At 74.6% G+C, this 13,804-nt stretch carries 14 protein-coding genes; 13 read left to right on the top strand and 1 reads right to left on the bottom strand.

Annotated features, from left to right (window positions below; all coding sequences use genetic code 11):
* The first annotated feature begins 4 nt into the window (after positions 1 to 4).
* From ACPYO6_RS09045 to ACPYO6_RS08995, 11 genes are all read left to right on the top strand, one after another.
* Positions 5 to 817, top strand: coding sequence for a F0F1 ATP synthase subunit delta (locus ACPYO6_RS09045; protein WP_425714530.1), 813 nt, complete (start codon positions 5 to 7; stop codon positions 815 to 817).
* Between the two features lie 62 nt (positions 818 to 879).
* On the top strand, positions 880 to 2,511 hold the full coding sequence (gene atpA / locus ACPYO6_RS09040; protein WP_425714529.1) for a F0F1 ATP synthase subunit alpha: 1,632 nt from the start codon (positions 880 to 882) through the stop codon (positions 2,509 to 2,511).
* Positions 2,512 to 2,514: 3 nt separating this feature from the next.
* On the top strand, positions 2,515 to 3,408 hold the full coding sequence (locus ACPYO6_RS09035) for a F0F1 ATP synthase subunit gamma (RefSeq protein WP_425714528.1): 894 nt from the start codon (positions 2,515 to 2,517) through the stop codon (positions 3,406 to 3,408).
* Between the two features lie 50 nt (positions 3,409 to 3,458).
* Positions 3,459 to 4,922: a F0F1 ATP synthase subunit beta gene (gene atpD / locus ACPYO6_RS09030; protein ID WP_425714527.1), complete on the top strand. Its 1,464-nt coding sequence runs from the start codon at positions 3,459 to 3,461 to the stop codon at positions 4,920 to 4,922.
* 1 nt (position 4,923) lies between these two features.
* On the top strand, positions 4,924 to 5,238 hold the full coding sequence (locus ACPYO6_RS09025; protein ID WP_425714526.1) for a F0F1 ATP synthase subunit epsilon: 315 nt from the start codon (positions 4,924 to 4,926) through the stop codon (positions 5,236 to 5,238).
* 6 nt (positions 5,239 to 5,244) lie between these two features.
* Positions 5,245 to 5,664: a DUF2550 family protein gene (locus ACPYO6_RS09020; RefSeq protein ID WP_425714525.1), complete on the top strand. Its 420-nt coding sequence runs from the start codon at positions 5,245 to 5,247 to the stop codon at positions 5,662 to 5,664.
* 103 nt (positions 5,665 to 5,767) lie between these two features.
* Positions 5,768 to 6,463, top strand: coding sequence for an endonuclease NucS (gene nucS / locus ACPYO6_RS09015; protein WP_425714524.1), 696 nt, complete (start codon positions 5,768 to 5,770; stop codon positions 6,461 to 6,463).
* A gap of 8 nt (positions 6,464 to 6,471) precedes the next feature.
* Positions 6,472 to 7,494 (top strand): family 1 glycosylhydrolase, encoded by a 1,023-nt coding sequence (locus ACPYO6_RS09010; RefSeq protein WP_425714523.1) that lies wholly within the window; start codon positions 6,472 to 6,474, stop codon positions 7,492 to 7,494.
* Positions 7,494 to 7,811 carry a hypothetical protein gene (locus ACPYO6_RS09005; RefSeq protein ID WP_425714522.1) on the top strand — a complete coding sequence of 106 codons (318 nt, stop codon included), beginning with the start codon at positions 7,494 to 7,496 and terminating at the stop codon, positions 7,809 to 7,811. The genes ACPYO6_RS09010 and ACPYO6_RS09005 overlap by 1 nt, the downstream gene beginning before the upstream one ends.
* Positions 7,812 to 7,970: 159 nt before the next feature.
* Entirely contained in the window at positions 7,971 to 8,792 is an 822-nt protein-coding gene (locus tag ACPYO6_RS09000; RefSeq protein ID WP_425714521.1) for an alpha/beta fold hydrolase, read from the top strand.
* A gap of 87 nt (positions 8,793 to 8,879) precedes the next feature.
* The gene (locus ACPYO6_RS08995) at positions 8,880 to 9,350 is read left to right on the top strand and encodes a GNAT family N-acetyltransferase (protein ID WP_425714520.1); all 471 of its coding nucleotides are present in this window, start codon (positions 8,880 to 8,882) and stop codon (positions 9,348 to 9,350) included.
* 9 nt (positions 9,351 to 9,359) lie between these two features.
* On the opposite strand, the gene ACPYO6_RS08990 is transcribed toward ACPYO6_RS08995, so the two are convergent.
* Entirely contained in the window at positions 9,360 to 10,682 is a 1,323-nt protein-coding gene (locus tag ACPYO6_RS08990) for a hypothetical protein (RefSeq protein WP_425714519.1), read from the bottom strand.
* Between the two features lie 201 nt (positions 10,683 to 10,883).
* Between ACPYO6_RS08990 and ACPYO6_RS08985 the strand changes: the two genes are divergently transcribed.
* A complete protein-coding gene (locus ACPYO6_RS08985) occupies positions 10,884 to 12,599 on the top strand; it encodes a hypothetical protein (protein ID WP_425714518.1) in 1,716 nt (571 codons plus the stop codon).
* A 4-nt stretch (positions 12,600 to 12,603) separates the two neighbouring features.
* Entirely contained in the window at positions 12,604 to 13,683 is a 1,080-nt protein-coding gene (locus ACPYO6_RS08980) for a hypothetical protein (RefSeq protein ID WP_425714517.1), read from the top strand.
* Positions 13,684 to 13,804: the final 121 nt, after the last annotated feature.

Raw genomic sequence — 13,804 nt, 5'->3', positions numbered from 1 at the left:
CCTCATGCGCGCCTCCAGCTCCGTCGCACTCGGGCAGGCCCAGGGCCGGTGGGACCCGGTCGTCCGGGAGGCCCACGACGCGTTCGACCTCGCGGGGTCGATCTTCGCGGTCGCGGACCTGCTCGCCGACAACACCGCGTTGCGCCGTGCCATGACCGACCCGTCCCGCTCCGGCGAGGACCGGGCCGCGCTCGCGTCGCGCATCGTCGGCGGGGCCGTCGACGGTCGCGTGAACGACCTCGTCGCGGGGCTGGCGCGCGACCGGTGGTCCGAGGACCTCGACATCGTCGAGGCTCTCGAGATCCTCGGCCAGGACACCGTCCTCGCGGCGGCGGAGCGCGGCGACGGGCTCGACGCGCTGGGCGCGGAGCTGCTCGACGTGCGCGGCGTGATCTCCGGCTCCCCGGAGCTCGAGGTCGCCCTCGCGGAGGAGTCGCGGGACCTGGCCGGTCGCCGGGAGCTGCTCGCGCGGGTCATGGGCGACCGCGTGTCGCCGCAGGCCCTGCTCATCGCGCAGCGGGCCGTCGGCTCGCGCCACGAGCGCACCGCTCTGACGGCGCTGGCCCACGCGGCCGAGCGCGCCGCGGAGCGTCGGGCACGGAAGGTCGCCCGCGTGACGGCGGCCGTGCCCCTGACGGGCGAGCAGCGGGACCGGCTGGTCGCCGTGCTCGCCGCTGAGCACGGCAGCGACATCGCCCTGCACGTCGACATCGACCCCGCGGTCATCGGTGGTCTGCGTGTCGAGGTCGGGCACACCGTCCTCGACGGCACCGTCCGCACGCGCCTCGACGAGGCCCGCCGGCGCATCGCCGGTTGATCGACCCCACGCACGAAGACAACCGGGACCGCACGGGACCGGACAAGGTGAGGAAACTTGAGATGGCAGAGCTGACGATCCGCCCCGACGAGATCCGGGCGGCGCTGGACAGCTTCGTGAGCTCCTACGAGCCGGGGGCCGCGAGCACGGACGAGATCGGCCACGTGATCTCCGCCGCCGACGGCATCGCGACCGTCGAGGGACTCCCGGGCGCGATGGCGAACGAGCTGCTCCGCTTCGAGGACGGCACGCTCGGCCTCGCGATGAACCTCGAGGAGCGCCACATCGGCGTCGTCGTGCTCGGTGAGTTCACCGGCATCGAGGAGGGCCAGGAGGTCCACCGCACGGGCGAGGTGCTCTCCGTGCCCGTCGGCGACGGCTACCTCGGCCGCGTGGTCGACCCGCTCGGCACGCCGATCGACGGCCTCGGCGAGATCGCCGACATCCAGGGCCGCCGCGCCCTCGAGCTCCAGGCCCCGGGCGTCATGGCCCGCAAGTCGGTCCACGAGCCGCTGCAGACCGGTCTCAAGGCGATCGACGCGATGATCCCGGTGGGGCGCGGCCAGCGTCAGCTCATCATCGGCGACCGCAAGACCGGCAAGACGGCCATCGCGCTCGACACCATCCTCAACCAGAAGGCCAACTGGGAGTCGGGGGACCCGAGCAAGCAGGTCCGCTGCGTCTACGTCGCCGTCGGCCAGAAGGGTTCGACGATCGCGGCCGTCCGCAAGACGCTCGAGGACGCCGGCGCGCTGGAGTACACGACGATCGTGGCCTCGCCCGCCTCCGACCCGGCCGGTTTCAAGTACATCGCCCCGTACACCGGCTCGGCCATCGGCCAGCACTGGATGTACGACGGCAAGCACGTCCTCATCGTGTTCGACGACCTGTCGAAGCAGGCCGAGGCCTACCGCGCCGTCTCCCTCCTCCTGCGCCGCCCGCCGGGCCGCGAGGCCTACCCGGGTGACGTCTTCTACCTGCACTCCCGGCTGCTCGAGCGCTGCGCCAAGCTGAACGACGAGCTCGGCGCCGGCTCGATGACGGGCCTGCCGATCATCGAGACGAAGGGCAACGACGTCTCGGCATACATCCCGACGAACGTCATCTCGATCACCGACGGCCAGATCTTCCTCCAGTCGGACCTGTTCAACGCGAACCAGCGTCCCGCCGTCGACGTCGGCATCTCCGTCTCGCGGGTCGGTGGCGACGCCCAGATCAAGGCGATGAAGAAGGTCGCGGGCACGCTGAAGATCACGCTGGCGCAGTACCGCGCGATGGCCTCCTTCGCGATGTTCGCCTCGGACCTCGACCCGACGACGCGCCGCCAGCTCACCCGGGGTGAGCGCCTCATGGAGCTGCTCAAGCAGCAGCAGTCCTCCCCGTACCCGGTCGAGGACCAGGTCGTCTCGATCTGGGCCGGCACCAACGGCTACCTCGACGACGTCGCGGTCGCGGACGTCTCCCGCTTCGAGTCCGAGATGCTCGACCACATGCGGTCGTCCACCCAGGTGCTCCAGTCGATCGTCTCGAGCGGGAAGCTCGAGGACGAGACGGTCGACGCCATGCGCGCCGGCATCGAGGAGTTCCGCTCCGGCTTCACCACCGGGGAGGGCAAGCTCCTCGAGGAGGTCGAGGGCGAGGAGGAGTCCGAGGCCGAGGTCGCGCAGGAGCAGATCGTCAAGGCCAAGGCCTGATCCATGGCGGGACAGCAGCGCGTCTACAAGCAGAAGATCCGGGCGACCCAGACGCTCAAGAAGGTCTTCCGCGCGATGGAGCTCATCGCGGCCTCGCGGATCGGCAGGGCCCGCGACGCCGCGCTCGGGTCCGACCCCTACACCCGGGCGCTCATCCGCGCGGTGTCGGCGGTCGCCTCGCACGCGGACCTCGACCACCCGCTGATCTCGGGCCGGCAGGACACGACCGACGTCGCGGTCCTCGTGGTCACCTCCGACCGCGGCATGGCCGGGGCCTACTCGGCGACGGTGCTGCGCGAGGCCGAGCGCCTCGTCGAGGACCTCGAGGCCGAGGGCAAGACCCCGCACGTGTACGTGTTCGGCCGCCGCGGCGAGAGCTACTTCAAGTTCCGCGGCCGTCCGATCGTGCGTACGTGGACGGGCGAGTCCGACAGCCCGTCCGTCGAGGTCTCCCAGGAGATCGCGCGGGCGCTGCTCGACGCCTACCGGGCGGAGCCCGGCGAGGGCGCCGTCAGCGAGGTGCACGTCGTCTACACCCGGTTCCAGTCGATGGTCACCCAGGTGGTCCAGCGGCGCCGGGTCCTCCCGCTCGAGGTCGTCGAGGGGGTGGCGGAGCCGGAGCACAAGGCGCTCCCGCTGTACGAGTTCGAGCCGAGCCCCGAGGACGTCCTCGACCAGCTGCTGCCCATGTACGTGTCCGACCGCATCCGGGCGCAGCTGCTCATGGCTGCCGCCTCCGAGCTGGCCTCCCGCCAGCGCGCCATGCACACCGCCACCGAGAACGCGGAGGACATCATCCGCGACTACACGCGTCTGGCGAACCAGGCGCGGCAGGGTGAGATCACCCAGGAGATCTCCGAGATCGTCTCGGGCGTCGACGCCCTGAGCAACGGCTGACCGCACCGACCACCGACCTTTACGAGCACCCGAGACCGAGGACACCACTCATGACCGCCACCCAGTCCGAGACGCCGCAGGCCACCGCCGCCGGCGTCGGCCGCATCGCCCGAGTGATCGGTGCCGTCGTCGACGTCGAGTTCCCGGCCGGCCAGATCCCCGAGGTCTACAACGCGCTGAAGACCACCCTCCAGCTGCCGGGGCAGGAGCAGGCCGCCGAGATCACGCTCGAGACCGCCCAGCACCTCGGCGACAACCTCGTGCGCGCCATCGCCCTCAAGCCGACGGACGGCCTCGTCCGCGGCGGCGAGGTGCGCGACACGGGCGCCCCGATCTCCGTGCCCGTCGGCGACGTGACCAAGGGCCACGTCTTCGACGTGACCGGCGAGCCGCTCAACCTCGCCGAGGGCGAGACCCTCGAGGTCACCGAGCGCTGGCCGATCCACCGCAAGCCCCCGCGGTTCGACGAGCTCGAGGGCTCGACCACGATGTTCGAGACCGGCATCAAGGTCATCGACCTCCTCACCCCCTACGTCCAGGGTGGAAAGATCGGCCTGTTCGGCGGCGCCGGCGTCGGCAAGACGGTCCTCATCCAGGAGATGATCCAGCGCGTCGCGCAGGACCACGGTGGTGTGTCGGTGTTCGCCGGTGTCGGCGAGCGCACCCGTGAGGGCAACGACCTCATCGAGGAGATGGACGACGCCGGGGTCTTCGACAAGACCGCCCTCGTGTTCGGCCAGATGGACGAGCCGCCGGGCACCCGCCTGCGCGTCGCCCTGTCCGCCCTGACGATGGCGGAGTACTTCCGCGACGTCCAGCAGCAGGAGGTGCTGCTGTTCATCGACAACATCTTCCGCTTCACGCAGGCGGGCTCCGAGGTCTCCACGCTGCTCGGCCGCGTCCCCTCGGCGGTGGGCTACCAGCCGAACCTCGCGGACGAGATGGGCCAGCTCCAGGAGCGCATCACCTCGACCCGCGGCCACTCGATCACCTCGCTGCAGGCGATCTACGTGCCCGCCGACGACTACACCGACCCGGCGCCGGCCACGACGTTCGCGCACCTCGACGCGACGACCGAGCTCTCGCGCGACATCGCCTCGCGCGGTCTCTACCCGGCCGTGGACCCGCTGACCTCGACCTCGCGCATCCTCGCGCCGGAGTTCGTGGGCCAGGAGCACTACGAGGTCGCCACCCGCGTGAAGTCGATCCTGCAGAAGAACAAGGAGCTGCAGGACATCATCGCGATCCTCGGCGTCGACGAGCTCTCCGAGGAGGACAAGGTCACGGTGGCCCGCGCGCGCCGGATCGAGCAGTACCTCTCGCAGAACACCTACACCGCCATCAAGTTCACCGGTGTCGAGGGCTCCACGGTGCCGGTCGCCGAGACCGTCGAGGCGTTCAAGCGCATCGCGGACGGCCAGTACGACCACGTGCCGGAGCAGGCGTTCTTCAACATCGGCGGGATCGAGGACCTCGAGCGCGCATGGTCCAAGATCCAGGCCGACGAGCGCTGACGTGGCGGGCAACGGATCGCTGACGGTCGACGTCGTCTCCCCGACCGGGGTGCTCTGGTCGGGCGAGGCGTCCTCGGTCGTGGTGCCCGCCGCGGCCGGCGAGCTCGGCGTGCTGCCGGGCCGCGAGCCCGTCCTCGCCGTGCTCACGCAGGGGACGGCCCGCGTGACGTCCGGCGGGTCCACGGTCAGCCTCGACGTCCACGGCGGTTTCGTGTCGGTCGACGACGACGTGGTGACGGTGGTCGTGTCCGACGCCTCGACCGGCGCCGGGTCGCTCTCGGTCGAGGGCGCCGCGGACGACTCGACACTCGCCTAGGTCGCGATGCCGCGCACCGGATGGTTGGTGGTCCTCGGGATCCTCGCCGTCCTCGTGCTGTGCGCGGCCGTGGCGTGCGCGGTGCTGTGGCGCGCGCTGCGTCTCTACCGCAGGGGCGGCACCGTCGAGTGCCGCCTGCGCGTGGGGGAGGACCGCTGGCGCCGCGGGCTCGCACAGCTCGGGGCGCGTCAGCTCCTCTGGTACCAGTTGGCGTCCCTCTCGCCCGGACCGCGGCTGCGGATGGAGCGCTCGGCGCTCGAGCTGCTCGGGCACGACCGGCGGCCGCCGGACCCCGGTGGCCGCGCGGTGGTCGAGACCCGGCTCTCGGACGGGCGGGTGACCGCCGAGCTGCGCATGGCGCCGTCGGCGATGCAGGGTCTCATCGGGTGGAGCGAGGGCGCCCCGCCCCGGGTCCGCGAGACCTGAGCCGCACTCTCGAACGGTCGGTGGGGTGCGGGGCGCGTGATCCGCACCGCCCGTCCCAGCCGCTGCTCCCTGCGCCGCGGGGCCCGGGGTAGCGTGGCTCGCTGTGCGTACCGTCTTCGCCCGCTGCTCCGTCGACTACTCGGGACGGCTCGCGGCGCACCTGCCGCTGGCCCCGCGCCTCATCATGGTCAAGGCCGACGGCTCGGTCCTCGTCCATTCCGACGGCGGCAGCTACAAGCCGCTCAACTGGATGACCGCGCCGTGCACCCTCAAGGAGCGTGAGCCCGACGAGGCGGAGGCCGCCGACGGCACCGCCCTCGTGTGGGAGGTCAGCGCCGCCAAGACGGACGACCGGCTCGTCGTGCGTCTCCATGAGGTCATCTCGGACACGAGCGTCGAGCTCGGCGTCGACCCGGGCCTGGTCAAGGACGGCGTCGAGTCCCATCTCCAGGCGCTCCTCGCCGAGCAGGTCGAGCTCCTCGGCGACGGTCACCGGCTCGTGCGGCGCGAGCACCCCACGCCCATCGGCCCCGTCGACCTCCTCGTGCGCGACCCGGCCGGCGCCGCCGTGGCGGTGGAGATCAAGCGCGTGGGCGGGATCGACGGCGTCGAGCAGCTCACCCGCTACCTCGAGCTCCTCGGCCGGGACCCGCTGCTGAGCCCGATCTCCGGGGTGTTCGCGGCGCAGCAGATCAAGCCGCAGGCCCGCACGTTGGCCGAGGACCGGGGGATCCGGTGCCTCGTCCTCGACTACGACGCGATGCGCGGGGTCGACGACGTCGACTCGCGCCTGTTCTAGGGAACGCCGTGACCACGCTCGCCCCCGGCACCTGGCTCGCGCCCGACGCAGCCGCCCTCGTCACCGCGCACGAGTCCCTGCTCGACGACGACGCCGCGGCCCGCGCCTTCGCCGCCGAGGTCGGGCGCGTGCGGGCGCAGGGGCGCACCCCGGTGGTCGTCCTCGGGCCCGGGGCCGACACCACGCGCGCGGGCGTCGCGCGCCGGGCGGAGCTTTCGCGTGCCGCTACGGAGCTGGCCGACGACGAGGGCGCGGTGTGGCTCACCGGCCGCGACCCGCTCGGCGCCGCGCGCGCCGCGGGGGGCGGCGACGTGGGCGCGACCCTCGCGGCCCTGCACCACGCGCTGCTCGGTCACGGCGCCGCGGCGGAGGCGCTGCGGGACGCGGGCGCCGGCGTCGTCGGGACGTCCGTCCACCTCGAGGTGACGCGCGCCGCCGATCCCGGGTCGGTGCACGACCTCGCGGCGGCGCACGAGGTCGACCTCGTGAGCAACCACCTCGTCCTCGGCCCGCTGCTCGACGGCACGTACCCGGTCGAGGCGCGCGCGGCCACCGCGCCGGCCCCCTGGGACCACGTCCGCCCCGGCGACCTCGTCGCGATCCGGCGGGGGCTCGACGTCCTGCTCGTCGAGCACGCGGGGACGCGCACGGTGCGGCGGGCCGGCGGACGGTCGGGCGCCGGTGGGGGAGCGGCTGCCGGCGGAGGGGCGGGCATCCCCGCGGACGCACGGGGCGGTGGCCCGTCCGCGCCTGCCGCCGTCGTGCGCCGTTCCGACGCGCCCGGCGCCGACGACGTCGAGCTCGTCCACACCGCCGAAACCCCGGGCGGCCGCTCCGTGGACGCCGGCGGCCTGTACGAGGTGCTCACGGCCCTCGACAACGCCTACCTCGGCACCCCGTTGCTCGCGCTCGTCGCCACGGGGACCGGCGAGGTGGGGGACGGGGACGGGCTCGCCGCGCACGAGTCGGCCGCCCGCCGCGCCGCGGAGGACGGTGCGGACGTGCGCGGGATCGTCACGGTGGTGCGCTGATGGCCCGCAACCGGCGTTCCGGCAAGCGGCCGTACTCCTCCGAGCACGTGCCGCTCGACATGGACCGGCTCGCCTCGGTGCCGCGGCAGGAGGCCGGTCCCGGCGGCGAGGAGTTCAAGGTCCGCACCGTCCGCTCGTCGGACAAGACCTACCGCTGCCCGGGCTGCGACCAGGAGATCCTGCCCGGGACCTCGCACGTGGTGGCCTGGCCCGCCGAGCACATCTGGGGCGTGGACGCCGGCGCGGAGGACCGTCGGCACTGGCACACCGCCTGCTGGCGTGCCCGGGGGACCCGGCGGCCGACACGGCGGCGCTGAGTCGGGTCGCTCGGCGGGGCTGAGCCTGCTCGCCCGGCGTACGCGGCAGCCTCCGTCGCCCGCGGCCCGGCAGCGATCCGCGACGGTCCGGCGTTGCCTCCCGTCGACTCCGCACCTCCACGGCTGGCCGCGGCGGCCGAGCGGTGGGACCCTGACGGCATGAGCATGCTCGCCGCCCACCCCCACGGCCCCGCGGACGGCCTCCCGCTCGTCCTCCTCCACGCGTTCCCGCTCGATGCGCGCATGTACGACCGCGCCCTGTCCCACCTCGGCGACGTCCCGGTGCTCGCGCTCGACTCGCCCGGCTTCGGCGACTCGCCGGGCCCGGCCGAGGTGGCCGACGCCGTCGACTGGGCCGGCGGCCCCTCCCTCGAGCTGGTGGCCCGGGCCGTCCTCGCCGCGCTCGACGCGCGCGGCGTCGACCGGTTCGTCGTGGCCGGCACCTCGATCGGCGGCTACGTCTCCATGCGGCTCGCCGCGCTCGCCCCGGAGCGGCTCTCGGGCGTCGGTCTCCTCGACACGAAGGCGGCCCCGGACACCGACGAGGCGCGGGCCAGGCGCGAGCGCCTGGCCGCCGACGTCCTGGGGCCGGCGGGGGTGTCCGCCGTCATGCCGACGCTCGGTGGCCTGCTCGGACCGACGACGGCGGATCGTTCGCCGGAGCTCGTCGACCTCGTCGCGCAGTGGGCGGGGGAGGCGACCCCGGACGGCGTCGCGTTCGCCGCGCGCGCGATGGCGGAGCGGCCCGACTCGCTCGCCGACCTGCGCGCCCTGGGGGAGCGGGGCGTCCCGGCCCTCGTGCTGCGCGGGGTCGAGGACGGCCTCGCCTCCGACGACGACGCCCTCGACATGGCCGAGGCGCTGCGCACCGAGGTCCTCGAGGTCGACGGCGTCGGGCACCTCGCCCCGCTCGAGGACCCGGAGGCGGTCGGCCGGGCGCTGCGCGACCTCCACGAGCGGGCGGCCACAGCGGCGGCGTGACCGCCGGAGCGGCCGAGGACGGTGCGGTCGGCCGGAGGGCCGAGGGCCCTGGCGGCGCGAGGTCCGGGGCGGCCGTAGGGTGACGCGGTGACCACCGCGAAGATCCGCCCCGCGACCGTCCTCGACGCCGAGGCCCTGGCCGAGCTGCACGCCCGCGTCTGGCGCGCGACCTACGCCGACTCGGTCGACGCCGCGTGGCTCGACGCGCGCCTCGCGCGGTACCCGGAGATGTGGGCGGAGCTCCTCGCGGAGGACGAGGCGGCGCCGACCTGGCTCGCCCACCGCGACGGACGCGCGGTCGGGTTCGCCCGCGCCACCGCGGTCGGTGCCGGTCACGTGCGCCCGCTCGAGCTCGAGTCGATCTACCTCGACGTCGACGAGCAGGGCAGCGGCACGGCCGACAACCTCATGCAGATGGCGCTCGGTGACGCGCCGGCGTCCCTGTGGGTGTGGGACGGTCAGGCCCGGGCCCGGGCGTTCTACCGCCGCCACGGGTTCGTCGAGGACGGGGAGACCGGCGCGTTCGGGCCGCTGCCGACCGTGCGGATGGTGCGCTGAGCGGAGGCGTCAGGCGCGCTGCTCGTCGTCGGCGGGGGTGTCGGCGGTGTCGTTCGCCGAGGAGGTGCGGTCCTCGGCCGGTGACGCCGCGTCCTCGGCGTCGGTCTCGGCCCCAGCGGCGTCGTGCTCGGCTCCCGAGGCATTCTCATCGGCGTCCTCGTCCGCGGGCTCCTCGGTCGTCGGGTGCTCGACCGTCGCGTGGTGGTCGGCGGGCCGGTCGTCGTCGGACACGTCGTCGGTGCCTTCGGATGTGGATCCCAGGGCATCGGCGTCGGCGGTGCGGTCCGTCGTCGGGCCGGGGGCGGCGGCCGCCGCGAGGGCGTCGTCGGCCCGGGCGGCCGCGGACGTGCCGTCCGTGGCGCCGACCTCGACGACCTCGTGGAGCGCGCGTCGGATCTGCTCGAGGTACTCGGTGAGCAGGGTGTGGCGCTGCTCGAGGCGGGCGACCTCGACCCCGGCGCCGATGCGCGACCGGTCGGCCTCCTCGGCGGCGTCGCCGCGGGTGCGCTCGGCCTCCTCGCGGGCCTCGGCGAGCAGGCGCTCGGCCTCCTCGGTGGCCTCGGAGACGCGGAACCGGGCCTCCTCGTCGGCCTCCCGGGTCACCTCCTCGGCGAGCGTGAGCGCCTGGGCGGCCCGACGCTCGGCCTCGTCAGCCCGCTGCTCGGCCTGCTCGACGGCCTGGACCCGCGCGATGGTCGCCGCCTCGTGCGCGGCGGCGAGGTCGCGCTCGGCACTCGCCCGGGCGGACGCCAGCTCCTCGGCGGCAGCGGTGCGGGCGAGCCCGAGCTCGCGCTCGAGGTCGGCGCGCCGCGTGATCTCCTCGGCCTCGATCTCGCGGCGGATCGACGCCACCCGGCGCTCCGCCGCGGTCAGCAGCTCCTCCGCCCGGACCTCGGCGTCCTGCACGCGGGCCGCGGCCTCGGACTCGGAGCGGGAGGTGAGCAGGTCGGCCGCGCGCCGGGCGTCGCCGAGGACAGCCGCCGCCTCGCGCTCGGAGCGCTCGCCGAGCCGGTCGGCCATCGACTGCGCGCGTTCCGTCGTGCGACGCGCGTCCTTCTCCGCCTGCTCGACGACCTCGTTGGCCTGCTGCTCGGCCGCCGAGAGCAGGTGGGCGGTGCGCGAGCCGAGCCCGGCGTAGGTCGGCGTCCCCGACTCAGCCAGCTGGCCGCGGACGTCCTCGAGCTCCGTGGTCAGGCGCAGGACGCGGGCGTCGAGGCTCTCGACGTGCTCGCGCGCGGCACCGAGCCGGCTCGTGAGGTCGTTGATGCGGTGGTCGACCTGGGCGCGGTCGTAGCCCCGCATGACGACGGGGAAGCTGGCCTGCTCGTCCATGACGGTCCTCACGGTCGGGGAGCGCCCGGGTCGTGCTGCGGGCACGTCACGGGCAGGTATCGGCGACCAGGGTACGTCGCCGCCGGGCGGCCGCGCCCGGGCGTGGGCCGTCACACCCTCCGCGCGCGGCTATCACGCCGTATCCTGTCCAGTCGACCCGTGTCGCCGCCGGCGGCCGCCGACCGGAAGGACGCCCGCCCCGTGATCCGACGCATCCTCGCGGCCCTTCTCGCCGTCCTCGGCGTGACCGCGATCGTCCTGGCGGTCATGTCCGCCACCACCTGGAAGGACGAGGACCACCTCACGGCGACGCTCCCCGAGCGGCCGGGCACGCCGATCCTCACCACGGACCCGGGCGTCCTCGAGATGGGCGCCGACCAGGTGACGATCACGTTGACCGCCGACCCGGGCGAGGAGATCTGGTACACGATCACGCCCACCGACCGGGTGACGGAGTGGGTGGGGGACGGCGAGCGCACGTCCGTCAGCGGCCTGCTCTCGCGCACCGAGCTCGACTCGAGCACCGCGGGCACCGAGTCCCCGGTCCCGCACCCCGGCGGCTCCGACATGTTCCGGGACGCGGAGACGGCCACCGGCGAGGTGGAGATCGAGTGGACCGCCGAGCCGGGCCGGCACACCCTGTTCGCCGTGGTCGACGGCGAGGCCGACGCCCCGTCGATCACCCTGTCCTGGCCCCGCGAGGTGTCCACCCCCTACCTCGTGCCCGGCCTGATCGTCGGCGGCGTGCTCCTGCTCACCGCGCTCGCCCTGCTGCTGTGGCCGTCCCGGCGTCGGGACGTGGGCGTCGCGGGTGACGGCGAGGGCGTTGCCGTCCCGGTCTCGCCCGAGCCGGCCGTCGACGACGACGTGGCGGCCACGCGCGCGGAGTCCGGCGCCTACGCCGCGGCGCCGGCCGCGGGGCACCCGACGACGGACCCCTACGCCCCCTCCGTCGACACCAGCCACGGGGCCGAGGCGGACGGGACCGACGACGACGAGCGCGGCGCGGCAGAGGACCGGTCCGAGGCAGCCGGGTCCGACGACCGATCCGGCGACCGATCCCGTGACCGCGCGGAGGGTGCTCGCGAGGCGGGCACCACCGCGTCGGGCGGCCGCGGTGCCGCGGCAGCCGTCGCCGGTAGCGCTGCGGCCGGGGCCGGTGCGGCCCTCGCCGGAGCGAGCAGGTCCGCCGGCGGCCGTTCGTCGTCGTCGCCCTTCGCCCCGAAGGACGACGAGACCGAGGACATCCCCGTCGCCGACCCGGTCGACGTCTCGCCCGAGGCCGTCGACGCCGCGCTGAGCGCGGACATGGCGGACCTCGCGCGCCGCGAGCGCGAGGGCGAGTCCTTGCGCCGTCACGAGCGTCGCGTGCTCGCCGAGGCGCGACGCGAGACCCGCGAGGACCTGAGGACCGGCGTCGACACGCCCGTCCGCGACGAGCTGCGCTCGGCCGGGTCGGCCCGCGGCGCCGGGATCCTCCCGTACTCGCCCCGCGCGGACGAGCTCCGCGTGGCACCGGGCGACGACGCCGCGCAGGCCGAGGAGACCCCGACCGCCCCGGTCGAGGACCAGGCGCTCGCCGACGCCGAGGCCGCCCGCGCCGCCGGTCGGCCCCTGTCCCGCCGCGAGCGGCGCGCGCTGGACCGTCGGGCACGGCTCGGCGGCCCGGCCGGCGCGGCCGACGCTCCCGCCCTCGGCGGGGACGAGTCATCGACTGCGACCGACGCCTCCACCCCCACCGGCGTCGGGACGACCGAGCAGACCACGACCGACGACCCCGCCGCGCCCGGCACCGACCGGGCGGCCGACGGCGACGACACGACCACCCCGACGCCCGGCCACGGCCGGTCGACGGACGACGAATGGCGCGACCTGTGGGGCTTCGGCCCCAAGGACGCCACCGAGAACCGGAGGTGACGCGATGAACCGCCGCACCACGACCACCCTTGCCGTCCTGCTCTCGGCCGGCCTGATCGCCGGCTGCACCGAGGGGGAGGAGGAGCTGCCGACCCCGGACGCGTCGTCGGAGAGCCCGTCCGACTCGGCCGGCCCCGCGCTCGACCAGGAGACGATGCAGGTCGTCCTCGACGGCATCTCGACCTCGGTCGAGGAGGCCGACGAGGCGCAGGACCCCGAGCTCCTGCGCGAGCGCGTGATGGGTCCGGCCCTGCGCCTGCGCTCGGCCGAGTACCGGATCGCCGAGGCGACGGGCGGCACGGTCCAGCCCGACCCGCTCTCGCTCGACACCCAGGTCGACATCGTCGGCGGCAGCCAGGAGTACCCGCGCGTGGCGATGGCCGTGAGCCAGATCCCCGACGGCTCGAACCTGCCCCTGCTGCTCACGCTCGCCACCTCCGACGTGCGGGACAACTACCGCCTGTGGTCGTGGGTCGAGCTCTTCCCCGGCGCGACGGTCCCGGAGACGCTCTCCCCGGACGTCGGCGCCGACGCGCTCACCCCCGACGACGACTCGCTGGCGCTGAGCCCAGCCGAGGTCGTCGACGCGTACGCCCAGCTGATCTCGGACCCCGAGGGCTCTCAGGCCGACACGTTCGCGCCCGACGAGTTCCGCTCGGACGTGTTCGCCGAGACCGCCGGCCTCAACGAGGCGGTCTCCGCCGCGGGGAACGCCACCGTGTCGGCGGAGCCCGTCGTCGACGGCCCGCTCTCGCTGCAGACCGTCGAGGGCGGCGCGATCGTCGTCGGCGTCATCCGCACCACCACCACGGTGACGAAGACGGAGCCCGAGGGCACGCTCACCGTCGGCGGCGTGTTCGGCGACCTGCTCGGCAACGACGGCGTGGTCGAGGACGAGGTGAGCGCGATCGCCCAGGTGTCGGTCGCCTTCCACGTCCCGTCCGCCGAGGCGGAGGACCAGACGATCGAGGTCCTCGGCGCGACGTCGGTGCTCACCGAGGCGGTCGCGTCCGGCCAGTCCGTGGTCGAGTCGCCGTCGGAGTCGCCGACGGAGTCCGGCTCGGAGTCCGCCTCCGAGGGCTGATCCCGCATCCGCCGGGCGCGCGGCTCCTGACGGCAGGGGCGGGTGCGTCCGGCTGATCGCCGGCCCTGATGTGGGCGCCGGTCGTCGTCGTGCTCCGCTGTGGGCCAAGACTGCTGCGCGA

The organism is Georgenia sp. Z1344 (assembly GCF_049856295.1).
Taxonomy (GTDB): Bacteria; Actinomycetota; Actinomycetes; order Actinomycetales; family Actinomycetaceae; genus JB111.
The sequence above is the reverse complement of the archived record's forward strand: the minus strand, read 5'-3'. Positions and strand labels throughout refer to the sequence as shown.

Excerpts from the sequence above, each read along its gene's own strand:
- atpD (WP_425714527.1), top strand. The coding sequence starts at position 3,459 with ATGACCGCCACCCAGTCCGAGACGCCGCAGGCCACCGCCGCCGGCGTC.
- ACPYO6_RS09020 (WP_425714525.1), top strand. The coding sequence starts at position 5,245 with ATGCCGCGCACCGGATGGTTGGTGGTCCTCGGGATCCTCGCCGTCCTC.
- ACPYO6_RS09035 (WP_425714528.1), top strand. The coding sequence starts at position 2,515 with ATGGCGGGACAGCAGCGCGTCTACAAGCAGAAGATCCGGGCGACCCAG.
- ACPYO6_RS09005 (WP_425714522.1), top strand. The coding sequence starts at position 7,494 with ATGGCCCGCAACCGGCGTTCCGGCAAGCGGCCGTACTCCTCCGAGCAC.
- ACPYO6_RS09000 (WP_425714521.1), top strand. The coding sequence starts at position 7,971 with ATGAGCATGCTCGCCGCCCACCCCCACGGCCCCGCGGACGGCCTCCCG.
- ACPYO6_RS08980 (WP_425714517.1), top strand. The coding sequence starts at position 12,604 with ATGAACCGCCGCACCACGACCACCCTTGCCGTCCTGCTCTCGGCCGGC.
- ACPYO6_RS09045 (WP_425714530.1), top strand. The coding sequence starts at position 5 with ATGCGCGCCTCCAGCTCCGTCGCACTCGGGCAGGCCCAGGGCCGGTGG.
- atpA (WP_425714529.1), top strand. The coding sequence starts at position 880 with ATGGCAGAGCTGACGATCCGCCCCGACGAGATCCGGGCGGCGCTGGAC.
- ACPYO6_RS08990 (WP_425714519.1), bottom strand. The coding sequence starts at position 10,682 with ATGGACGAGCAGGCCAGCTTCCCCGTCGTCATGCGGGGCTACGACCGC.